Origin of the sequence: Enterobacter cloacae complex sp. GF14B (assembly GCF_004136805.1) — a bacterium.
GTDB lineage: Bacteria > Pseudomonadota > Gammaproteobacteria > Enterobacterales > Enterobacteriaceae > Enterobacter > Enterobacter hormaechei_C.
In genome coordinates, this window is record NZ_QFRV01000002.1 from 39006 (window position 1) to 61790 (window position 22785).

Annotated in this window: 26 protein-coding genes; 12 read left to right on the top strand and 14 right to left on the bottom strand. The window is 55.1% G+C overall.

What is annotated here, in order from left to right; translation table 11 throughout:
- Positions 1–52: 52 nt before the first annotated feature.
- A complete protein-coding gene (pepA, locus tag DD606_RS00975) occupies positions 53–1564 on the bottom strand; it encodes a leucyl aminopeptidase (RefSeq protein WP_003861882.1) in 1512 nt (503 codons plus the stop codon).
- Positions 1565–1829: 265 nt separating this feature from the next.
- On the opposite strand from pepA, the gene lptF reads away from it, so the two are divergent.
- From lptF to mtgA, 5 genes are all read left to right on the top strand, one after another.
- Positions 1830–2930: an LPS export ABC transporter permease LptF gene (gene lptF / locus DD606_RS00980; RefSeq protein ID WP_003861881.1), complete on the top strand. Its 1101-nt coding sequence runs from the start codon at positions 1830–1832 to the stop codon at positions 2928–2930.
- The gene (gene lptG, locus DD606_RS00985) at positions 2930–4012 is read left to right on the top strand and encodes an LPS export ABC transporter permease LptG (RefSeq protein WP_001147540.1); all 1083 of its coding nucleotides are present in this window, start codon (positions 2930–2932) and stop codon (positions 4010–4012) included. The genes lptF and lptG overlap by 1 nt, the downstream gene beginning before the upstream one ends.
- 137 nt (positions 4013–4149) lie before the next feature.
- Positions 4150–6483, top strand: a complete 2334-nt coding sequence (arcB, locus tag DD606_RS00990; protein ID WP_000809803.1) for an aerobic respiration two-component sensor histidine kinase ArcB — start codon at positions 4150–4152, stop codon at positions 6481–6483.
- A gap of 232 nt (positions 6484–6715) precedes the next feature.
- Positions 6716–7369, top strand: a complete 654-nt coding sequence (elbB, locus tag DD606_RS00995) for an isoprenoid biosynthesis glyoxalase ElbB (RefSeq protein ID WP_023314910.1) — start codon at positions 6716–6718, stop codon at positions 7367–7369.
- Positions 7366–8091, top strand: a complete 726-nt coding sequence (mtgA, locus tag DD606_RS01000) for a monofunctional biosynthetic peptidoglycan transglycosylase (RefSeq protein WP_003861874.1) — start codon at positions 7366–7368, stop codon at positions 8089–8091. Before elbB ends, mtgA begins: the two co-directional genes overlap by 4 nt.
- Positions 8092–8130: 39 nt before the next feature.
- Here the strand turns inward: mtgA and npr are convergent, their stop codons facing one another.
- The 11 genes from npr to DD606_RS01055 form a co-directional block, all read right to left on the bottom strand.
- The gene (gene npr / locus DD606_RS01005; protein ID WP_003861872.1) at positions 8131–8403 is read right to left on the bottom strand and encodes a PTS phosphocarrier protein NPr; all 273 of its coding nucleotides are present in this window, start codon (positions 8401–8403) and stop codon (positions 8131–8133) included.
- On the bottom strand, positions 8400–9254 hold the full coding sequence (gene rapZ, locus DD606_RS01010) for an RNase adapter RapZ (RefSeq protein ID WP_003861870.1): 855 nt from the start codon (positions 9252–9254) through the stop codon (positions 8400–8402). Before rapZ ends, npr begins: the two co-directional genes overlap by 4 nt.
- Positions 9255–9299: 45 nt before the next feature.
- Positions 9300–9791: a PTS IIA-like nitrogen regulatory protein PtsN gene (gene ptsN / locus DD606_RS01015; protein WP_003861869.1), complete on the bottom strand. Its 492-nt coding sequence runs from the start codon at positions 9789–9791 to the stop codon at positions 9300–9302.
- Positions 9792–9873: 82 nt separating this feature from the next.
- Complete coding sequence (gene hpf / locus DD606_RS01020) at positions 9874–10161, bottom strand: ribosome hibernation promoting factor (protein WP_003861866.1); 288 nt, start codon at positions 10159–10161, stop codon at positions 9874–9876.
- 22 nt (positions 10162–10183) lie between these two features.
- A complete protein-coding gene (gene rpoN / locus DD606_RS01025; protein ID WP_003861864.1) occupies positions 10184–11617 on the bottom strand; it encodes an RNA polymerase factor sigma-54 in 1434 nt (477 codons plus the stop codon).
- A 47-nt stretch (positions 11618–11664) separates the two neighbouring features.
- On the bottom strand, positions 11665–12390 hold the full coding sequence (gene lptB, locus DD606_RS01030) for an LPS export ABC transporter ATP-binding protein (RefSeq protein ID WP_003861862.1): 726 nt from the start codon (positions 12388–12390) through the stop codon (positions 11665–11667).
- Positions 12391–12396: 6 nt separating this feature from the next.
- On the bottom strand, positions 12397–12951 hold the full coding sequence (gene lptA, locus DD606_RS01035; RefSeq protein ID WP_003861860.1) for a lipopolysaccharide ABC transporter substrate-binding protein LptA: 555 nt from the start codon (positions 12949–12951) through the stop codon (positions 12397–12399).
- Entirely contained in the window at positions 12920–13495 is a 576-nt protein-coding gene (gene lptC, locus DD606_RS01040; protein WP_059294315.1) for an LPS export ABC transporter periplasmic protein LptC, read from the bottom strand. The genes lptA and lptC overlap by 32 nt, the downstream gene beginning before the upstream one ends.
- A complete protein-coding gene (gene kdsC, locus DD606_RS01045; protein ID WP_003861856.1) occupies positions 13492–14058 on the bottom strand; it encodes a 3-deoxy-manno-octulosonate-8-phosphatase KdsC in 567 nt (188 codons plus the stop codon). The genes lptC and kdsC overlap by 4 nt, the downstream gene beginning before the upstream one ends.
- 14 nt (positions 14059–14072) lie before the next feature.
- Positions 14073–15059, bottom strand: a complete 987-nt coding sequence (kdsD, locus tag DD606_RS01050) for an arabinose-5-phosphate isomerase KdsD (protein WP_003861853.1) — start codon at positions 15057–15059, stop codon at positions 14073–14075.
- Between the two features lie 13 nt (positions 15060–15072).
- Positions 15073–16050, bottom strand: a complete 978-nt coding sequence (locus DD606_RS01055) for a calcium/sodium antiporter (RefSeq protein WP_003861852.1) — start codon at positions 16048–16050, stop codon at positions 15073–15075.
- Between the two features lie 227 nt (positions 16051–16277).
- Between DD606_RS01055 and mlaF the strand changes: the two genes are divergently transcribed.
- From mlaF to murA, 7 genes are all read left to right on the top strand, one after another.
- Positions 16278–17090, top strand: coding sequence for a phospholipid ABC transporter ATP-binding protein MlaF (gene mlaF / locus DD606_RS01060; protein ID WP_129258079.1), 813 nt, complete (start codon positions 16278–16280; stop codon positions 17088–17090).
- Positions 17091–17097: 7 nt separating this feature from the next.
- Complete coding sequence (gene mlaE, locus DD606_RS01065; protein WP_003861848.1) at positions 17098–17880, top strand: lipid asymmetry maintenance ABC transporter permease subunit MlaE; 783 nt, start codon at positions 17098–17100, stop codon at positions 17878–17880.
- A 4-nt stretch (positions 17881–17884) separates the two neighbouring features.
- Positions 17885–18433, top strand: coding sequence for an outer membrane lipid asymmetry maintenance protein MlaD (mlaD, locus tag DD606_RS01070; RefSeq protein ID WP_003861847.1), 549 nt, complete (start codon positions 17885–17887; stop codon positions 18431–18433).
- A gap of 18 nt (positions 18434–18451) precedes the next feature.
- The gene (gene mlaC, locus DD606_RS01075; protein ID WP_003861845.1) at positions 18452–19087 is read left to right on the top strand and encodes a phospholipid-binding protein MlaC; all 636 of its coding nucleotides are present in this window, start codon (positions 18452–18454) and stop codon (positions 19085–19087) included.
- Positions 19087–19380, top strand: coding sequence for a lipid asymmetry maintenance protein MlaB (gene mlaB / locus DD606_RS01080; protein ID WP_003861843.1), 294 nt, complete (start codon positions 19087–19089; stop codon positions 19378–19380). Before mlaC ends, mlaB begins: the two co-directional genes overlap by 1 nt.
- 126 nt (positions 19381–19506) lie before the next feature.
- Positions 19507–19761 carry a BolA family iron metabolism protein IbaG gene (ibaG, locus tag DD606_RS01085; RefSeq protein WP_003861840.1) on the top strand — a complete coding sequence of 85 codons (255 nt, stop codon included), beginning with the start codon at positions 19507–19509 and terminating at the stop codon, positions 19759–19761.
- 50 nt (positions 19762–19811) lie between these two features.
- Entirely contained in the window at positions 19812–21071 is a 1260-nt protein-coding gene (murA, locus tag DD606_RS01090; RefSeq protein ID WP_129258081.1) for a UDP-N-acetylglucosamine 1-carboxyvinyltransferase, read from the top strand.
- A gap of 63 nt (positions 21072–21134) precedes the next feature.
- On the opposite strand, the gene sfsB is transcribed toward murA, so the two are convergent.
- Both sfsB and ispB read right to left on the bottom strand, forming a co-directional pair.
- Positions 21135–21422, bottom strand: a complete 288-nt coding sequence (gene sfsB, locus DD606_RS01095; RefSeq protein ID WP_017382732.1) for a DNA-binding transcriptional regulator SfsB — start codon at positions 21420–21422, stop codon at positions 21135–21137.
- Positions 21423–21650: 228 nt separating this feature from the next.
- The gene (gene ispB / locus DD606_RS01100) at positions 21651–22622 is read right to left on the bottom strand and encodes an octaprenyl diphosphate synthase (protein WP_003861833.1); all 972 of its coding nucleotides are present in this window, start codon (positions 22620–22622) and stop codon (positions 21651–21653) included.
- Between the last annotated feature and the right edge of the window lie 163 nt (positions 22623–22785).

Below are 22785 nucleotides of genomic sequence, written 5' to 3' on the forward strand. Positions count from 1 at the left end.
CGTGGATTTAAATGCAAAGCCGGGTAAGCGTAGCGCCACCCGGCGTTTATCATTACTCGTCGCCGTTAAAACCCGCACGATTGAGCAGGAACTGCGACAGCAGCGCCACCGGACGTCCGGTCGCGCCTTTGGCTTTACCGGAGCGCCATGCGGTCCCCGCGATGTCCAGGTGCGCCCAGTTGTACTTGCGGGTAAAGCGCGCCAGGAAGCAGCCCGCGGTAATCGCCCCGCCAGGACGACCGCCGATGTTTGCCATGTCTGCGAAGTTAGACTCCAGTTGTTCCTGGAACTCGTCCCCCAGCGGCAGACGCCACGCGCGGTCGCCGGCCTGTTCGGACGCGCCGATCAGTTCATGCGCCAGCGGGTTGTGGTTCGACATCAGGCCGGTGATGTGATGCCCCAGCGCAATCACGCAGGCGCCGGTCAGTGTAGCCACGTCAATCACCGCTTCAGGTTCGAAACGCTCAACGTAGGTCAGCACGTCGCACAGTACCAGACGGCCTTCGGCGTCGGTGTTCAGCACCTCAACGGTCTGGCCGGACATGGTGGTCAGCACATCACCAGGACGATAAGCGCGGCCGCCAGGCATGTTTTCGCAGCCCGCCAGCACGCCGATCACGTTGATGGGCAACTGAAGTTCCGCGACCATGCGCATAACGCCGTAAACCGCCGCCGCGCCGCACATGTCGTACTTCATCTCATCCATGCCTTCTGAAGGCTTGATGGAGATACCGCCTGAGTCGAAGGTCAGCCCTTTACCGACGAGCACGATCGGACGCGCATCTTCAGACGGATTGCCCTTGTACTCAATGACTGACATCAGGGATTCGTTCTGGGAGCCGTTACCGACCGCCAGATAAGAGTGCATCCCCAGCTCTTTCATCTGCTGTTCGCCGATAACGCGGGTGATAACGTTCTTGCTGTAGGCGTCAGCCAGCTGGCGCGCCTGAGACGCCAGGTACGCGGCGTTACAGATGTTTGGCGGCATATTGCCAAGATCTTTTGCCGCTTTGATACCGGCGGCAATGGCCAGACCGTGCTGAATGGCGCGCTCGCCGCTGGTCAGCTCGCGACGGGTTGGCACGTTAAAGACCATTTTACGCAGCGGGCGACGCGGCTCGCTTTTGGTGGTCTTCAGCTGATCAAAGCTGTAGAGGCTCTCTTTTGCGGTTTCGACGGCCTGGCGCACCTTCCAGTACGTGTTGCGGCCCTTAACGTGCAGCTCCGTCAGGAAGCAGACGGCTTCCATCGAACCAGTATCATTCAGTGTATTAATGGTTTTCTGAATAACCTGCTTGTACTGGCGCTCATCAAGCTCACGTTCTTTACCACAGCCAATCAGCAGAATACGCTCGGACAGGACGTTCGGAACATGGTGCAGCAACAAGGTCTGCCCTGGTTTGCCTTCCAGTTCGCCACGGCGCAGCAGGGCGCTGATATAGCCGTCGCTGATTTTATCGAGTTGCTCGGCGATCGGGGAGAGTCGGCGTGGTTCAAAGACGCCCACAACGATGCAGGCACTCCGCTGTTTCTCCGGGCTACCGCTTTTTACACTGAACTCCATGCACTACGCTCCTGAATCTTAAAGACAACGGCGGCGGCTACGGATAGAATTGAAACCTTTCGTAACTCATGTCCGCCGTTGTGGTGACTTCGTGTTAATCTTACGTTACTACGGTTTCGACACGTCAATAAATGTCATGAAGCGCGAATCCGCCGGGTTTTTTAATCTTAGCGATGATTTCGACGACTCAAGAGAATAAATGACGTTTAAGCCATGAAACAAGCTAAATTCCTGCATAAGACGAGTTTTAACGGGCGTATTTAAAGTGATAATCATAAGATATCTGGTTCGGGAGACGCTGAAGAGCCAACTGGCGATCCTCTTTATCCTCCTTCTGATCTTTTTCTGTCAGAAGCTGGTCAGGATCCTCGGCGCGGCGGTTGATGGCGAAATCCCAACGAATCTGGTGCTTTCCCTGCTCGGGCTTGGCGTGCCGGAAATGGCGCAGCTTATCCTGCCGTTAAGCCTGTTCCTTGGTCTGCTGATGACCCTGGGTAAGCTCTATACCGAAAGTGAAATCACCGTGATGCATGCCTGCGGCCTCAGTAAAGCCGTACTGGTAAAAGCAGCCATGGTGCTGGCACTGTTTACGGGCATTGTTGCCGCGGTTAACGTCATGTGGGCGGGGCCGACCTCCTCTCGTCATCAGGATGAGGTGCTGGCGGAAGCAAAAGCTAACCCGGGGCTGGCGGCGCTGGCGCAGGGGCAGTTCCAGCAGGCGACCGACGGTAACTCCGTGCTGTTTATCGAAAGCGTCGATGGCAACCGCTTCAATGACGTGTTTCTTGCTCAACTGCGCCCGAAAGGTAACGCTCGGCCTTCTGTGGTGGTGGCGGACTCCGGTCAGCTGTCTCAGCGTAAAGACGGCTCTCAGGTTGTCACGCTGAACAAAGGAACGCGTTTCGAAGGCACGGCTATGCTGCGCGACTTCCGTATTACCGATTTCCAGAACTACCAGGCCATCATTGGTCATCAGGCCGTCGCGCTCGATCCAACGGATACTGAGCAGATGGATATGCGCACCTTAATGAATACCGATACCGATCGTGCGCGTGCTGAACTGCACTGGCGTATCACGCTGGTATTCACCGTATTTATGATGGCGCTGATGGTGGTTCCGCTGAGTGTGGTGAACCCGCGCCAGGGCCGCGTGCTGTCGATGCTGCCAGCGATGCTGCTGTATCTGGTGTTCTTCCTGCTGCAAACCTCAATCAAGTCTAACGGCGGGAAAGGAAAAATTGACCCGATGATCTGGACCTGGGTCGTGAATGGTTTGTATCTGCTGCTGGCAGTCGGACTCAACTTGTGGGACACGGTGCCTGTGCGTCGTCTTCGTGCCCGGTTTACGCGTAAAGGAGCCATCTAATGCAGGCGTTTGGCGTACTTGACCGCTATATCGGTAAAACGATTTTCACCACCATCATGATGACCCTGTTCATGCTGGTGTCGCTCTCGGGCATTATCAAATTTGTCGACCAGCTGAAAAAAGCCGGGCAGGGGAGTTACGACGCGTTGGGTGCCGGGATGTACACCCTGCTCAGCGTACCAAAAGATGTGCAGATCTTCTTCCCGATGGCGGCCCTGCTGGGGGCGTTGCTGGGCCTGGGGATGCTGGCTCAGCGTAGCGAGCTGGTGGTGATGCAGGCATCTGGCTTTACCCGTATGCAGGTTGCGCTGTCGGTAATGAAAACCGCGATCCCGCTGGTGCTGTTGACCATGGCGATTGGCGAATGGGTCGCGCCGCAGGGCGAACAGATGGCGCGTAACTACCGTGCTCAGGCTATGTACGGTGGTTCGCTGCTCTCCACGCAGCAGGGGTTATGGGCGAAAGATGGTCAGAACTTCGTCTATATCGAACGCGTGAAAGGGGACGATGAACTGGGCGGCGTGAGCATCTACGCCTTCAACAACGATCGTCGTTTGCAGTCGGTGCGTTATGCCGCCTCCGCTAAATTTGATGCGAACAACAAGCTGTGGCGGTTATCCCAGGTTGATGAATCTGACCTGACGAACCCGAAACAGATCACCGGTTCGCAGACCGTAAGCGGTACCTGGAAAACCAACCTGACGCCGGACAAGCTTGGCGTGGTAGCGCTCGATCCCGATGCGCTCTCCATCAGCGGTCTGCATAACTACGTGAAGTATCTGAAATCGAGCGGACAGGATGCGGGGCGTTACCAGCTCAACATGTGGAGCAAAATCTTCCAGCCACTGTCCGTGGCGGTGATGATGCTAATGGCGCTGTCGTTCATCTTTGGACCGCTGCGTAGCGTGCCGATGGGGGTTCGCGTGGTAACTGGTATCAGCTTTGGTTTCGTGTTCTACGTCCTCGATCAGATTTTCGGTCCACTGACACTGGTGTATGGCATTCCGCCAATTATCGGCGCGCTGTTGCCGAGCGCCAGTTTCTTCCTGATCAGCCTCTGGATGCTGCTAAAACGCTCCTGATAAAACGTCTTCCTCGCTCCCGCTAGCCCGGGGGCGAGGCTAATCTCCTGTTTCACCCCGCACTTTTTCTCACAACCTTCAACGCCTCGCCGTGAATTTGAGTATTATTGAGCGATAAAGTCGTGAAGGGATCCTCTATGAAGCAAATTCGAATGCTGGCCCAGTACTACGTCGACCTGATGATGAAGCTCGGGCTGGTGCGTTTTTCCATGCTGCTGGCGCTGGCGCTGGTCGTTCTGGCCATTGTCGTGCAAATGGCCGTGACCATGGTTCTGCATGGTCAGGTCGAGAGCATCGACGTGATCCGCTCTATTTTCTTTGGCCTGCTGATCACCCCATGGGCGGTCTATTTCCTCTCCGTGGTGGTTGAGCAGCTGGAAGAGTCCCGACAGCGTTTATCGAAACTGGTGGATAAGCTGGAAGAGATGCGCGAGCGCGATCTTAAACTCAACGTTCAGCTCAAGGACAACATTGCCCAGCTGAATCAGGAAATTTCAGACCGTGAGAAGGCGGAAGCCGAGCGTCAGACCACGCTTGAGCAGCTGAAAATTGAGATGAAAGAGCGTGAAGTCACGCAGATCCAGCTTGAACAGCAATCCTCTTTCCTGCGCTCGTTCCTCGATGCGTCGCCGGATCTGGTGTTCTACCGTAATGAAGATAAAGAGTTCTCCGGCTGTAACCGGGCCATGGAACTGTTGACCGGGAAAAGCGAAAAACAGCTGATACACCTGAAACCTCAGGATGTCTATTCCGAAGAGGCGGCAGCAAAAGTGATGGAGACGGATGAAAAGGTCTTCCGCCATAACGTTTCGCTGACCTATGAGCAGTGGCTGGACTACCCCGACGGGCGCAAAGCCTGCTTTGAGATCCGCAAAGTACCTTATTACGACCGGGTGGGTAAACGTCATGGTCTGATGGGCTTTGGCCGTGATATCACTGAGCGTAAGCGCTATCAGGATGCGCTGGAGCGCGCCAGCCGGGATAAAACAACCTTCATCTCCACCATCAGCCATGAACTGCGCACCCCGCTGAATGGCATTGTGGGGCTGAGCCGCATTCTGCTGGATACCGAGCTGACCAGCGAGCAGGAAAAATACCTCAAAACGATCCACGTCTCGGCGGTCACGCTGGGCAATATCTTCAATGATATTATCGACATGGATAAGATGGAGCGCCGTAAAGTTCAGCTCGACAACCAGCCGGTTGATTTTACCGGCTTCCTCGCGGACCTGGAGAACCTGTCAGGTTTGCAGGCCCAGCAAAAAGGGTTGAGCTTTGTGATGGAGCCGACGCTGCCGCTGCCGCATAAAGTGGTGACGGACGGCACGCGGCTGCGGCAGATCCTGTGGAACCTCATCAGCAATGCCGTGAAGTTTACCCAGAAGGGGCAGGTTGCGGTGCGCATTCGCTATGACGAAGGCGACATGCTGCACTTTGAAGTTGAGGACTCGGGTATCGGCATTCCTCAGGAAGAGCAGGATAAGATCTTCGCCATGTATTATCAGGTTAAAGACAGCCACGGCGGTAAACCGGCGACCGGTACGGGCATTGGCCTGGCGGTGTCGAAACGTCTGGCGAAAAGTATGGGCGGGGATATCACCGTTGCCAGCCAGCCGGGTAAAGGCTCCACCTTTACGCTTACCGTCCATGCGCCTGCCGTAGCGGAAGAGGTGGAAGATACGTTTGAGAACGATGATATGCCGCTGCCAGCCCTGCACGTCCTGCTGGTGGAAGATATTGAGCTGAACGTCATTGTCGCCCGGTCGGTACTGGAAAAACTCGGTAACAGCGTGGATGTGGCGATGACCGGCAAAGCCGCGCTGGAGATGTTCACGCCGGGCGAGTACGACCTGGTGCTGCTCGATATTCAGCTACCGGACATGACCGGACTGGATATCTCCCGCGAGCTGACGCGCAAATATGCTCCTGACGAGCTGCCGCCGCTGGTGGCGTTGACCGCAAACGTGCTGAAAGATAAAAAAGAGTACCTCGAGGCCGGAATGGACGATGTGCTCAGCAAGCCGCTGGCGGTACCTGCCCTGACGGCGATGATCAAGAAGTTCTGGGATACCTGTGATGAAGAGGAGAGCACCATGACGTCTGTTGATAGCGCCAAAGCCCAAACGATACTGGATACCGCCATGCTGGAGCAGTATATCGATCTGGTAGGACCAAAACTGATCACCGATGGCCTGGCCGTGTTCGAAAAAATGATGCCGGGCTATCTGAACGTGCTCGAATCCAACCTGACGGCGCGTGACCAGAAGGGCATCGTCGAAGAGGGACATAAAATCAAAGGCGCGGCAGGATCGGTCGGGTTACGTCATCTCCAGCAACTGGGCCAACAGATTCAGTCGCCTGATTTACCTGCCTGGGAAGATAATGTAGGTGATTGGGTCGAAGAGATGAAACAGGAGTGGCAAAACGATGTGGCAGTGCTGAAAGCCTGGGTAGATGCCAGAAAAAAATGACCCCGGCTATACCGGGGTGCGCGAATACTGCGCCAACACCAGGGAAATCGTGGCTGCGCCTGATTTTTGTGGGTTGTTTTCGCATGGACGCCGCCTGAAAATTGAGGCCGCACGCAGATAAGATAGCAAATCTTAAACAGTTTGTTACATGAATCAGTGAAATGTGTGAAGCATAGCGTTTTAATCAGAATTTTTAATGTGCTTCAGCGAGTTGCTTAGAAGGATCGTCAGAATGAAGAAAGTGGGTGTCGTGCTGAGCGGATGTGGCGTTTACGATGGTTCAGAGATACACGAAACCGTATTAACGCTGCTGGCATTATCGCGGCAGGGGGCAGACGTTATCTGCTTCGCGCCGGATAAAACTCAAGCAGACGTAATGAATCATCTTACCGGCGAGCCAATGGCGGAAAGCCGTAACGTGCTGATTGAAGCAGCACGTATTGTGCGTGGAGATATTCATCCGCTGGCACAGGCCGATGCCGCTGAACTTGATGCGCTCATCGTGCCGGGCGGCTTTGGCGCGGCAAAAAACCTGAGCACGTTTGCAACAGAAGGCGCGGCGTGCCATGTCGATCCCGATTTGAAAGCGCTATCGCTGGCGATGCATGCGGCAGGTAAGCCGCAGGGCTTTATCTGCATTGCGCCAGCCATGCTGCCGAAAATTTTTGATTTCCCGCTGCGGCTCACGATCGGAACCGACATTGATACCGCTGAAATTATCGAGGATATGGGCGGCGAGCACGTGCCATGCCCGGTCGACGACATTGTGGTGGATGAGGACAACAAAATCATCACCACGCCGGCGTATATGCTGGCGCAGAATATCGCTGAGGCTGCCGCAGGCATTGAAAAGCTGGTGGACAGAGTGCTGGTTCTTACCGAATGAGTCGTAAATTATCCCCTGGCGGGTGGTTAAAACGGATCCTGCTGCGTATTGTGCTGGTCCTGGCCGTTTTTTGGGGCGGAGGCATTGCGCTGTTCAGCATCCTGCCCGTCCCGTTCTCCGCCGTGATGGCAGAGCGGCAGATTAGCGCCTGGCTCTCGGGTGATTTTGGCTATGTTGCCCACTCAGACTGGGTCGGCATGGATGAAATCTCCCCGTGGATGGGGCTGGCGGTCATTGCGGCAGAAGATCAGAAATTCCCGGAGCACTGGGGTTTTGACGTGGCGGCTATCGAGAAGGCGCTGGATCATAATGAACGTCATGAAAACCGCGTCCGCGGCGCGTCGACGCTTTCTCAGCAGACGGTAAAAAATCTGTTCTTATGGGACGGTCGCAGCTGGGTAAGAAAAGGGCTGGAGGCCGGGCTGACGCTGGGCGTCGAGACGGTGTGGAGCAAAAAACGCATTTTGACCGTCTACCTGAATATCGCGGAGTTTGGTGACGGCGTGTTTGGCGTCGAAGCAGCATCGCAGCGCTATTTTGGCAAGCCCGCGAGCAGGTTGACTATGTCCGAAGCGGCACTCCTTGCCGCCGTGCTGCCGAACCCGCTGCGTTTTAAGGCCAGCACCCCGTCAGGCTACGTGCGAAGCCGCCAGGCGTGGATTATGCGCCAGATGCGTCAGTTGGGTGGGGAAGGGTTTATGGAGCGAAATAATCTTATGTAAGGCGGGTAAGCGCAGCGCTACCCGCCGACATGGCGAACGTTAGTCTTCGTCAAACCCGGCGTTAAACAGGGCAATCACTGCCGCCAGCGCTTCTTCTTCCTGCGGGCCGGTGGCTTCAACTTCAATCTGGCGGCCTTTGGCAGAATCCAGCATCAGCAGGGCGATCACGCTATTGGCTTCTGCCTCGGTTCCCTCGTCGTTGCGCAGCAGCACCTCAGCATCAAAACCCTGCATCAGCTCAAACAGCTTCATCGCCGGGCGCGCATGCATGCCCAGCTTATTGGTGATTTCGACGGTCTGTTTTACGGTCATGTTTTGCGTTTTTCCAGCGTGCGATGACGGGACTGAACGTTCTTTCCGCGTGAGCGGAAGTAATCGGCCAGCTGTTCGGCAATATAGACCGAACGATGTTTACCGCCGGTACAGCCAATCGCCACCGTCAGGTAGCTGCGATTGTTTGTTTCCAGCATAGGTAACCATAGCTCAAGGTAGCTTCGCGTCTGGTAGATAAAATTGTGTACTTCTGTGTGTCGGTCGAGGAACGCCGCCACCGGCTTATCCAGACCGGTCATCGGACGCAGTTTCGGATCCCAGTGCGGGTTCGGCAGGAAACGCACATCAAAAACGTAATCCGCATCGATAGGTATGCCGTGCTTAAAGCCGAAGGATTCAAACACCATCGTCAGTTCACGCTCGCGCTTGCCGAGTAAGCGCGTACGCAGCATTTCCGCCAGCTCGTGGACGGACATTTCAGAGGTGTCGACAATCAGGTCGGCCCGCGAACGCAGCGGCTCAAGCAGATCGCTCTCTTTATCGATGGCGCTTTCCAGCGAAAGATTTTTACTGGAGAGCGGATGCAAACGACGTGTATCGCTGTAACGGCGGATCAGCGTGTTGCGGTCAGCGTCCAGGAACAAGAGCTGAGGCGAGAAGCATTCCGGCAGGCTGTTCATTGCCTGCTCGAAGATTTCCGGCGATTCCGGCATGTTACGCACGTCAATACTGACGGCGGCAGAGATTTGCCTGTCCGCCAGCGTCCGCGCCAGATCGGGTAACAACACTACCGGCAGGTTATCTACACAGTAAAATCCCATGTCTTCCAGCGCGCGCAGGGCCACGGACTTCCCGGACCCCGAACGACCGCTGACGATCATCAGCACCATGTTCCGTTTCTCCTCAGGGCAGCCGTTCTGAAGGCCCTTTCCCGATTATGCCTCATCCTGATTGCCTTCTGCTTCAGTGATAATTTGATAAAGCTCTTCATCACTTTGGGCTGAGCGCAGTCGACGACAAATGGTTTTATCCGCCAGACGTTTGGCAACCAGCGACAGCGTGTGCAGGTGGGTCTTGGTCTGATCGGCAGGAACCAGCAGCGCGAAGAGCAGATCCACAGGCTGGTTATCAATGGCGTCAAAAGCGATAGGCGTTTCCAGTTGCACAAACACCCCCACGGCACGCAGCGTATCTTCTTCCAGCTTGCCATGCGGGATCGCAATGCCATTGCCGATGCCGGTACTGCCCATTTTTTCACGAGTCAGAATGGCTTCAAACACGATCTGCGGCGGCAGACCCAGCTGTTTTGCGGCCAGCTCACTGATGATTTCCAGCGCACGTTTTTTGCTCTGGCAGTGAACGCCACTGCGGGTACAATCCTGGTTAAGGACATTGCTCAGTTGAAGAGCGGAATCGTTGTTTATCATAATTTCACCTAAGCGCTAACTGTACAAATGGCCTGTTGTGTTTCACAACAGGCCGTCCTGCACCCGTTAACTGCCCGGACAATTAGTGTTGTTTCAGTTTATCTTTATGTTTATTGAGCTGTCTCGCAAGCTTATCAATCAAGCCGTCGATAGCCGCGTACATGTCTTGCCCTTCCGCACTGGCATGGAGTTCCCCTCCGTTGACGTGCAGGGTCGCATCCGAGATATGCGTCACTTTCTCCACTTTCAACACAACATAGACCTGGTTGATCCTCTCGAAATACTGCTCGAGTTTCGCAAACTTAGTGTTTACAAAATCGCGTAAAGCCTCAGTAATCTCGACGTTATGTCCGGTGATATTGAGCTGCATAGTGTCTTCCTTATCGGTTGTGTCAAACCAGTTGTTTACGCTGGTTAGACGGCGGAATGGATAAAGACTCTCGATACTTCGCGACAGTACGACGTGCCACCATAATACCCTGATCGGACAGCATGGTGGTTAACTTACTGTCACTGAGTGGCTTCGCGGGGTTCTCCGCGGCGATCAACTTCTTCACCAGTGCGCGAATGGCCGTCGACGAGGCTTCGCCGCCGCCTTCGGTGTTCACGTGGCTGGAGAAGAAATACTTAAGCTCAAAAATACCGCGTGGGCTGTGCAGATACTTCTGCGTGGTCACGCGGGAAATGGTTGATTCATGCATCTCGACGGCCTGGGCTATGTCCGCCAGCACCATCGGTTTCATAAACTCTTCGCCCTGCTCAAAGAATGCCTGCTGCTGTTCGACAATACAGCGGCTGACGCGCAGCAGCGTGTCATTACGGCTCTCCAGACTCTTAATCAACCAGCGTGCTTCCTGAAGGTTGCTGCGAATGTATTGATTATCAGCGTCGTTACGGGCGCTGGTGCACATGGAGGCGTATTGCTGGTTGATTTGCAGGCGAGGAATGCTGTCGGCGTTCAGTTCAACGACCCAGCGGCCATTGTGTTTTCTCACCAGCACATCGGGAATGACATATTCCGGTTCGCTGGTCTGAATCGACTGCCCCGGACGCGGATCGAGCGACTGGATCAGATTCACCGCTTCCTTCAGCACCTCTTCTTTCAGGCGCGTGACGCGCATCAGGGTGCGGAAGTCGTGGTTCGCCAGCAGATCCAGATGATCGCTGATGATGAGCCGGGCTTCGTCAATCCACGGTGTCTCTTTAGCAAACTGCGAAAGCTGGATCAGAAGGCAGTCACGCAGATCTTTCGCGGCGACGCCAATCGGGTCGAAACGCTGAACGCGTTTCAGGACGGCTTCGATCTCTTCCAGTTCAATCTCGTCATCGCCGATGCTTTCAAGAATCTCGTCCAGCGTCACGGTCAAATAGCCCGTGTCGTCAACGGCATCGACAATCGAGGTGGCAATGGCGCGATCGGTATCGGAGAAAGGCGTCAGCTCCACCTGCCACATCAGGTAGTCCTGAAGCGATTGGGTAGTTTCGCCCTGGTAGACCGGGAGTTCATCGTCCTGGTAGTCTGCACGCGTCCCGGAAGGGGTACCCGCGGTGTAGATTTCATCCCAGCTGGCATCCAGCGGCAGTTCGTCCGGCATCTCTTTCTGTTCGAGTGCATCTACGGAGTCGAGCGTTTCTGTGTCCTGCGTCTGCTGGGCGTCTACCTCGTCATGAAGATCGGTCTGCTCCAGCAGCGGATTGCTGTCCAGCGCCTGCTGGAGCTCCTGCTGGAGTTCTAACGTGGACAGCTGCAACAGACGGATTGCCTGCTGGAGCTGCGGCGTCATGGCCAGTTGCTGGCTGAGCCGTAATTGCAAACCTTGCTTCATGTTCAGAGCGTTTTTCTCCGGTTCGGCGTGACTTAACCTCTACCCTATCAGAGTCTGAAGTCTTCCCCAAGGTACACGCGCTTAACATGCTCATCCTCGAGGATTTGCTGCGGCGTACCGTGGGCAATCAGATGGCCCTGGCTCACTATGTAGGCGCGCTCACACACCGCCAGCGTTTCACGAACGTTGTGGTCCGTGATCAGTACGCCAAGCCCGCTGTCGCGCAGGTGTTCAATGATACGTTTGATATCGATAACGGAGATGGGGTCAACGCCCGCAAACGGTTCATCCAGCAGGATAAATTTCGGGTTTGCTGCCAGCGCGCGCGCAATCTCAACGCGGCGGCGTTCACCACCGGACAGCGCCTGACCGAGGCTGTCGCGAAGATGTTCAATATGAAACTCTTCCATCAGCTCGTTCGCACGGTCAGTGCGCTGCTCGCTGGTCAGATCGTCACGGATCTGGAGCACGGCCATCAGGTTGTCGAACACGCTTAAGCGGCGGAAGATAGACGCTTCCTGCGGCAGATAGCCGATGCCACGACGCGCGCGGGCATGCAGCGGCAGCAGGCTGATATCTTCATCATCGATAATGATGTTGCCGGCGTCACGTGGGACGATGCCCACTACCATGTAGAAGGTCGTAGTTTTACCCGCGCCGTTAGGGCCAAGCAAACCCACGATTTCGCCGGAGTTGACGGTCAGACTGACATCTTCGACGACGCGGCGGCCCTTATACGCTTTCGCGAGGTTTTTTGCAGTTAAAGTTGCCATAACGAATTAGTTACTCTTTTTCTTTGCCGGAGCCTGACCGTTGTTCTTGTCCTGCAACTGCGAAGGCACAAGCACGGTCGTGACGCGTTTGCCTTTTTCGCTGGAGGCCTGCATTTTCTGCTCTTTCACCAGATAAGTGATCTTGTCGCCTTTGATATTGCTGTCCAGCTGTTCCAGGTAAGCATTACCGGTCAGGATGACCAGATCCTTCGCCAGTTCATAGTGCATATGCGAGGCATGGCCTTTCACCGGCTTGCCGTTGTCCTGCATCTGGTAGAAGGTGGCCGGGTTGCCATAACCATCGATAATCTCTTTCCCCTGCTCGCCGCCCGGACGGGTAACGACCACTTTGTCGGCGTTGATTTTGATGGTGCCCTGGGTCACAACGACGTTGCCGGTAAAGGTGACGACGTTACCCTGCATATCCAGAGACTGGGTATCGGATTCAATATGAATCGGCTGTTCGGTGTCGCCAGTCACAGCAAGCGCGGGAAGACTGGCCGCCAGCAGCGCGCTGGCGATAACAACTTTAAGGCTGAGTTTGTTTGTTTTGAATTTCATAGGAGGTTCTAACCTTTTCAATCAGCTCGGCGTTTTTGCTGCGTAAGTTCCCGCGCATTCTTAAACCGCTGGAATTAAATGTTGTGCCATACAGGGTGACTAAATCCTGCGACGTGACATCCTGGGTGACCAGGTTGATCTGGGCGTTATCCGTCGTAATTTTTCGCAGTTGCGCGTCAGCGGTCAGGGCGTTGACTTCAACGTGACCATACAGGTAAAGCATACGGTCATTTGTCAGTTTTGCCCGGTCAGACTTGATTGACCACGTCGGCACTTTGTCCGTATCAAAGGTGGTCAGGACCGGCTGGGTAAACCACGAGGTGCCGTCATCTGAAAAATATTCTACATGCTGAGCAACGAGGCGATAGTTCAGCGCACCTTCCGGGCTATAGACCACGGTGTCGCTGTGATCGCTTTTATAGGTCGGGTCGCTCGTGTTAACCACTTCCGCTTGCGTATCATCGCGGTCAGCGAGATTTACGCCAATCAGTACCAGGGCGACAAGCGCAAGCAGAATGATAACCCAACGTCTGGTTTTACTCATATCGATTGCCCTTTCGCCTCATCAAGCTTGCCCTGCGCCAGCAGAAGCAGATCGCAGACTTCACGGACGGCGCCACGGCCACCGTGAATATGGGTAACGTAATCAGCACGCGGGATCAGCAGCGGGTGCGCGTCAGCCACGGCGATGCTCAGACCCACCTCCGCCATGACTGGCCAGTCGATCAAATCATCCCCGACGTATGCCACATTCTCTGGCGCAATGGCCAGTTTTCCCAGCAAATCCCGGAAGGCTACCATCTTATCAGACTGTCCCTGATAGAGATGCGTAATGCCCAGCGTTTCACACCGATCTTCTACCAGTTTAGCTTTCCGCCCGGTGATGATTGCAACTTCAATACCGGACGTGAGCGCACAGCGGATACCGTAACCGTCGCGAACGTTAAAGGCTTTCAGCTCTTCGCCGTTATTGCCCATATAAATCAGACCGTCGGAGAGCACACCATCCACATCGAGGATCAGCAGGCGGATATTTTCCGCCTTTGACATCATGTGGGCGCTCACCGGGCCATAACAGGTTGCAAGGGATGCACCCGCATTACTCATTGTCTTATCCTTCATTACACTACGCCAGCGCGCAGCAGATCATGCATATGTACCACACCCAGCAGTTGGTCGCCATCGGCAACCATCACTGAGGTAATATGACGGGACTGCATCAGGTTCAGTACATCTACCGCCAGCGTACCCGGACGGACGCGGATCCCTCCTGGTGTCATTACATCAGCGATGCCCAGCGTTCGGACATCCACACCCATATCGAATACCCGGCGCAGGTCGCCGTCGGTGAAAATGCCCTGAATCTTCATCAGATCGTCGCAGATAACCGTCATGCCCAGGTTTTTACGGGTGATCTCCAGTAACGCGTCGCGCAAAGAGGCCTCTTTGCTGACGTGCGGGATCTCATCCCCGGTGTGCATAATATCGTTAACCCGCAGCAGCAGTTTGCGCCCGAGCGCGCCGCCGGGGTGAGACAGGGCGAAATCTTCTGGCGTAAAACCGCGGGCTTCCAGCAGCGCAACGGCAAGGGCATCGCCCATCACCAGCGCGGCGGTTGTGCTGGAGGTCGGCGCCAGCCCCAGCGGGCAGGCTTCTTTAGGCACCTTCACGCACAGGTGAATATCCGCCGCGCGCGCCATGCTGCTTTCCGGGCGGCTGGTCATGCAAATCAGCGGTACGTGCAGACGCTTCAGCACCGGGATCAACGCCAGGATTTCATTCGATTCCCCGGAGTTGGACAGCGCAATAACCACGTCCTGCGGCGTAACCATGCCGAGGTCACCGTGCGCGGCTTCTCCGGGATGAACGAAGAATGACGACGTGCCGGTACTGGCAAAGGTCGCCGCCATTTTGCGCCCGATATGGCCGGATTTGCCCATCCCCATCACCACGACTTTACCGGCGCAGTAGAACATCTTCTCACAGGCCAGACTAAAATCCTGATTAATGTACTGATCTAACTGCGCCAGACCTTCACGTTCAATCTCCAGAACGTCTTTGCCTGCTTTCTGAAAGTCAAAACCCGGCTGCAATTCTATTTGCGACATAATGCGTTTCCGTTTACCCAGAGAGAAGTGGCGAAAGCCAGTACAGCATCGCCAGCCATACGATAAATCCACCCGTCAGCAGCGCGCCTGCGCCTTTGCCGATCTGCTCTTTTCGCCGCCAGCAGAGCAGGGCGAAAATTACGCTGACCAGCAGCATTACACCGTAATCGCGCGTGAAGACCATAGGGTTAAACGGCCCCGGTGAGATTAATGCCGGCAGCCCCGTCACGATCGCGATATTGAAAATATTCGAGCCAATGATATTGCCGATGGCGATATCATCTTCCCCTTTACGCGCCCCGGCGATGGCGGTAGCCAGCTCTGGCAGGCTGGTGCCGATAGCGATGACCGTCAGACCGATTGTCAGTTCGCTCATCGCAAACGCGTTCGCCAGCACCGTCGCGTTATCGACCACCATCCGCGTGGCCATTGGCATGATAATCAGCGCGACGCCCAGCCACAGCAGGGCGACGGGTAAGGTCCCTTCCCGGGGCAGCTCGGCGAGGTGCTCACGCGTGAGGCTATCGTTACCCTGTTTTTCCGCCAGACGTGCGATCTTCACGCTGTAAAGCAACCAGATCACGGCCAGGGCGAGCAGGAATATACCGTCACCGACGCTCAGCACCCCGTCATAAAGCACATAGCCCGCCAGCAGACTGACGACTAACATTAGCGGCAATTCACGACGCAAAACATCGGAATGTACGCGAAATGGATGCAGTAATGCGGCTAAGCCTAAAATCAGCAAGATATTGACGATGTTAGAGCCAATCGCGGTGCCGATAGCGAGGTCAACCTGGCCATGCAACGAGGCTGAAACAGAAACGATGATTTCAGGAAGCGATGTGCCTACACTGACCACCGTCATGCCGATAATGATGGGCGGCATGCCAATGAGTCGACAGAGAATGGATGCGGCAAAGACCAAACGGTCAGCACTGTAGACCACCAACAGTAAACCAATTATTAACAGTGCTGTTGCTAAAAGCATCAAAAGTCCTTTCTTCAGGTATACTCGCTGGTCCACTGCGCACGAATTTTAGCGCCAGATGAAGTCTGAGACGTGACGAATTCCTAATTTTGACTTTATGCGCCGGAAAAGTAAAACAAATGCCAGCTTTCGCTAACCCCAATAGTGAATATTCTGTAAAAATGCGGGGTTTAGGGCTGATTTACGCTTCATGCCAGCCGTGAAGCAAGGTAAGTAAGGAACCATAAATGAGCCAAACGATGGCGAATATAGTCGATGTCCGGGGCGTCAGTTTTTCTCGCGGCAACCGGTTAATATTTGATGATATTTCGCTGACCGTGCCGCGCGGTAAAATCACCGCCATCATGGGGCCGTCAGGGATCGGTAAAACCACGTTGCTGCGTCTTATCGGCGGGCAAATCCCCCCTGACAGCGGCGAAATTCTCTTCGACAGCGAAAACGTCCCGGCGATGTCTCGCTCGCGCCTCTACACGGTTCGCAAAAGGATGAGCATGCTCTTTCAGTCGGGGGCGCTATTCACCGATATGAACGTTTTTGACAACGTGGCCTATCCGCTGCGTGAGCACACCCATCTTCCTCCTGCGCTGTTGCACAGCACGGTGATGATGAAGCTTGAAGCCGTGGGGCTGCGGGGGGCTGCGAAACTCATGCCGTCCGAACTCTCGGGTGGGATGGCGCGCCGCGCCGCGCTGGCGCGTGCTATTGCCCTGGAACCCGATTTAATCATGTTCGATGAACCGTTCGTCGGGCAGGACCCCATCACCATGGGCGTGCTGGTGAAGTTAATTTCGGAGCTGAACAGCGCCCTTGGCGTCACCTGCGTGGTGGTTTCCCACGACGTGCCGGAAGTGCTGAGTATCGCTGATTACGCCTATATTGTGGCTGACAAAAAGATCGTCGCCCACGGCAGCGCGCAGGCGTTGCAGGAGAATGGCGATCCGCGCGTGCGGCAGTTCCTGGACGGTATCGCAGATGGGCCGGTGCCTTTCCGCTATCCGGCGGGCGACTATCATGACGATTTACTGGGAATAGGGAGTTAAGCCACTCATGCTGTTAAATGCGTTGGCGGGTCTTGGACACCGTGGCCTAAAAACCATCAGTACGTTCGGGCGTGCCGGATTAATGTTGTTCAACGCGCTGGTCGGCAAACCGGAGTTCCGCAAGCATGCGCCGTTACTGGTGCGGCAGCTTTATAACGTCGGCGTGCTGTCGATGCTTATCATCATCGTGTCGGGTTTGTTTATTGGCATGGTGCTGGGGTTGCAGGGGTATCTGGTACTGACAACCTACAGCGCGGAAACCAGCCTTGGCATGCTGGTGGCGCTCTCGCTGCTGCGTGAACTCGGGCCGGTGGTTGCCGCGCTGCTGTTCGCCGGGCGTGCCGGGTCAGCGTTGACGGCGGAAATTGGCCTGATGCGCGCCACCGAGCAGCTCTCCAGTATGGAGATGATGGCAGTCGATCCGCTGCGCCGGGTGATCTCGCCGCGCTTCTGGGCCGGGGTTATCTCCTTGCCGTTACTGACTATCCTCTTTGTGGCGGTAGGTATCTGGGGAGGCGCGCTGGTTGGCGTTAACTGGAAAGGCATTGATGCCGGATTCTTCTGGTCTGCCATGCAGGACGCCATCGATCTGCGGATGGATCTGGTGAACTGTCTGATCAAGAGCGTGGTTTTCGCTGTGACGGTTACCTGGATTGCGTTGTTTAATGGTTACGATGCCATTCCGACGTCGGCGGGCATTAGCCGTGCAACGACGCGTACTGTCGTACATTCGTCGCTGGCCGTTTTAGGTCTGGATTTTGTGCTCACCGCACTGATGTTTGGGAATTGAGTTCATGCAAACGAGAAAAAATGAAATTTGGGTTGGCGTGTTTCTGCTTCTGGCGCTGCTGGCCGCGCTGTTCATCTGCCTGCGAGCGGCGGACATCACCTCTGTTCGCGCCGAGCCGACGTACCGTATCTACGCGACTTTCGATAACATCGGCGGCCTGAAAGCGCGCTCACCGGTGCGTATTGGTGGCGTCGTTATCGGACGTGTCGCCGACATTACGCTTGATGAGAAAACCTATCTGCCGCGCGTCGCGATGGATATCGAAGAGCGCTATAACCACATTCCGGACACCAGCTCGCTTTCTATCCGCACCTCTGGCCTGCTGGGGGAGCAATATCTGGCCCTTAACGTTGGTTTTGAAGATCCTGAGCTGGGAACGACTATCCTTAAAGACGGTAGCGTAATCCAGGATACCAAGTCAGCGATGGTGCTGGAAGATATGATTGGTCAGTTCCTTTACAACAGTAAAGGGGATGATAAAAAGTCTGACGATGCCCCTGCGCAGAGTGAAGACCACACCAACGTCGAACCGACGCCAGGCGCGACGAATTAATTTCAGGAGAAGTTATTCATGTTTAAACGACTGTTAATGGTTGCCATGCTGGTCATTGCCCCTCTTACCGCGGCGCACGCTGCGGATCAGAGTAACCCGTACAAACTGATGAATGAGGCCGCGAAGAAAACCTTCGACCGTCTTAAAAACGAACAGCCAAAAATCCGTTCTAACCCTGATTATCTACGTGATGTGGTGGATCAGGAGCTGCTGCCGTATGTGCAGATCAAGTACGCGGGCGCACTGGTGCTGGGCCGTTACTACAAAGACGCGACCCCGGCGCAGCGCGAGGCTTACTTTGCGGCGTTCCGTGAATACCTGAAACAGGCTTACGGCCAGGCGCTGGCGATGTATCACGGGCAGACCTATCAGATTGCCCCTGAACAACCGCTGGGCGATGCCACTATCATTCCTATTCGCGTGACGATTATCGATCCAAACGGTCGTCCACCGGTTCGTCTGGACTTCCAGTGGCGTAAAAACAGTCAGACCGGAAACTGGCAGGCGTACGACATGATCGCTGAAGGCGTCAGCATGATCACCACTAAACAGAACGAGTGGAGCGATCTGCTGCGCACTAAAGGCATTGATGGCCTGACGGCTCAGCTTCAGTCCATCTCTCGTCAGAAAATTACCCTGGACGAGAAGAAGTAATGTCACAGCAGCTTAGCTGGGCGCGTGACGGCGAGACGTTGACGCTGACGGGAGAGCTGGATCAGGATCTGCTTAACCCGCTGTGGGACGCTCGCCATAACGCGATGCAGGGCGTGACGCTGATTGATCTCCATGGCGTCACGCGGGTAGATACCGCCGGTATCGCCCTGCTGGCGCACCTGGTGGCCACGGGCAAAAAGCAGGGGAGTAGCGTCACCCTGACGGGGGTAAGCGATAACGTGATTACCCTTGCACAGCTTTACAATTTGCCCGAAGACGTATTACCTCGCTAATTTTTTCAGTACGTTACTTCTGAAAGCCCCGACAGTTTACGCGTCGGGGCTTTTTGCTTGTTTAAGACCGCGCCACTTTGCTCTAAGATGTTGAGCTTGTTTTCACTATCAGATGATGTAGACCCCATGGAAAATAATGAAATCCAGACTGTGCTGATGAATGCACTCTCCCTTCAGGAAGCCCACGTCTCTGGCGATGGCAGTCACTTCCAGGTTATTGCTGTGGGTGAGATGTTCGACGGAATGAGTCGCGTGAAGAAACAGCAGGCTGTGTACGCGCCGCTGATGGAATACATTGCGGATAACCGCATCCACGCCCTGTCGATTAAAGCGTTCACCCCACAGGAGTGGGCACGCGATCGCAAACTAAACGGTTTTTGAGCTGAGGGCGAAACGCCCGCAGCACGGTTGAATTTATAAGAGAGCAAACGATGGATAAATTTCGTGTACAGGGACCTACGCGTCTCCAGGGCGAAGTCACAATTTCTGGCGCTAAAAACGCCGCGCTGCCCATTCTTTTCGCTGCGCTGCTCGCAGATGAGCCGGTAGAGATCCAGAACGTACCGAAGCTAAAAGATATCGACACGACCATGAAGTTGCTCGGCCAGTTGGGCACCAAAGTGGAGCGTAACGGTTCCGTCTGGATCGATGCCAGCAACGTGAACAACTTCTCAGCGCCGTATGAGCTGGTGAAAACCATGCGTGCGTCCATCTGGGCGCTTGGTCCGCTGGTGGCGCGCTTCGGTCAGGGACAGGTTTCACTGCCGGGCGGATGCGCTATCGGCGCGCGTCCCGTTGACCTGCATATCTTCGGGCTGGAAAAACTCGGCGCGGAGATCAAGCTGGAAGAGGGTTACGTTAAAGCATCCGTCAATGGTCGTCTGAAAGGCGCGCACATTGTCATGGACAAAGTGAGCGTGGGCGCAACGGTCACCATCATGTCGGCTGCTACGCTGGCAGAAGGCACTACCATCATCGAAAACGCCGCCCGTGAGCCGGAGATCGTGGATACCGCGAACTTCCTGGTCGCGCTGGGAGCGAAGATCAGCGGGCAGGGCACAGACCGTATCACCATCGAAGGCGTTGAACGTCTGGGTGGCGGTGTGTATCGCGTACTGCCAGACCGTATCGAAACCGGCACTTTCCTGGTGGCCGCGGCCATTTCTGGCGGTAAGATTGTCTGCCGTAACGCCCAGCCGGATACCCTGGATGCGGTGCTGGCGAAGCTGCGCGATGCGGGTGCGGACATTGAAATCGGTGAAGACTGGATCAGCCTGGATATGCACGGGCAGCGTCCTAAAGCCGTTAACGTGCGTACTGCGCCACATCCGGCATTCCCGACGGATATGCAGGCACAGTTCACGCTGTTGAACCTGGTGGCCGAAGGCACGGGCTTCATCACGGAAACCATCTTCGAAAACCGTTTCATGCACGTACCGGAACTGATCCGTATGGGTGCGCATGCTGAGATTGAAAGCAACACGGTAATTTGCCACGGCGTTGAAAAACTGTCCGGTGCGCAGGTGATGGCGACCGATCTGCGCGCATCTGCGAGCCTCGTACTGGCAGGTTGTATTGCGGAAGGGACTACCGTTGTCGATCGTATCTACCACATCGATCGTGGTTACGAGCGTATTGAGGATAAACTGCGCGCGCTGGGTGCAAATATCGAGCGTGTGAAGGGCGAGTAATCATTCCGGCACCCCCCTGCCAGAACAGGCCGGGGGATTGCTGTTCTTGTCAATTCTGGTGCATCAGTCCTGATGCGCTTTCTTCGTTTTGCTCTGGCGCATCATGCGCGTTCTGTCGATAAATTCATGGGTGATGGGATCGTGGTAGCGTGACGGCCATATCACCCACGGATGCGTATCCAGCGCCGTCGCGATAATCAGTTCCCCCTTCGGCCATGGGCGGGTCAGGGCGTTTGCCAGCGTCGACGAGCTCAGCCCATGACGACGTGATTCGGCAGCCAGCGAAGTTCCTTTTTTACGCAGTGCCGCAATAATGTCAGCAGAATGCCAGTCGATGAATTTTGTATCCATAATGCTGTCCTTGTGTTCGTTATCGTCCACGTCGTTTCGTGTGAAAAGACAGCATTACTATACTCACTTCGAACATCTGTTCTAAAAAGTTCATGTTACGAGAAGCAATATTCAGAATAAGGCACGGCTTTATACATACGGCCTGTAACCCGATGGGCTTACGCGTAAATGTAATTTACTGGAGCGTACTGGAGTCTCCCTGCGTAGGGGCAGGGAGATGATGAGGGATTAACGGTCGCGCTGGACGGCGATGTGCGCGAGGCCGATTAGCGCATCACGCCATGGGCTGTCGGGAATGACCTGAATAGCGGCGATGGCTTTGTCCGCTTCTTCTTCAGCGCGCTGACGCGTCCATTCCAGGGAGCCGCAGATTGCCATTGTTTCCAGTACCGGTTCCAGAAGATGGCGTCCATTTCCCTGTTCGATAGCCTCCCGGATCATTTTCGCCTGCTCTGGTGTACCATTGCGCATCGCGTGGAGCAGCGGCAGCGTTGGCTTGCCTTCGTTCAGGTCATCGCCGACGTTTTTACCGAGCGTTTCGCCATCCGCGCTGTAGTCCAGCAAATCATCAATCAACTGGAACGCGGTGCCGAGGTAACGGCCATAGTCCTGAAGGCCTTTTTCCTCCGCTTCGCTACAGCCAGCCAGAATGCCAGAGCACTGCGCGGCGGCTTCGAACAGACGTGCGGTCTTGCTGTAAATCACCCGCATATAGTTTTCTTCGGTGATGTCCGGGTCGTTGACGTTCATCAGCTGTAGGACTTCACCTTCAGCGATAACGTTCACGGCTTCTGACATCACTTCCAGCACCTTCAGCGAGCCAAGGCTGGTCATCATCTGGAAGGCTCGGGTATAGATAAAATCGCCTACCAGAACGCTTGCCGCATTACCAAACGCGGCGTTGGCGGTGGCTTTGCCACGACGCATGTCTGATTCATCCACAACATCGTCGTGAAGCAGGGTGGCGGTGTGGATAAATTCGATCAGCGCCGCGATCGTGACATGGGCATTTCCCTGATAGCCAACCGCGCGTGCGGCCAGAATGGCAATCATCGGACGAATACGTTTACCACCGCCGCTGACGATGTAATAGCCCAACTGATTGATCAGCTGAACGTCAGAGTTGAGTTGCTCCAGGATTGCTGCATTCACACCCGCCATATCTTGCGCGGTTAACTCATTGATTTTTTCTAAATTCATCGCAAAAGCCGGGCTTTTTATCCTGTTTATCCCACACGAGATGGGTACACAAAGGGTTTCGGTTTATAAATAGTATTGCTGATTGTACTGAAAAAACGGCTCAGATAAACGTTACCGTACGTGTTGTGTTTTTTTTCTTCATGTATTGATGGTAGCACTTGTC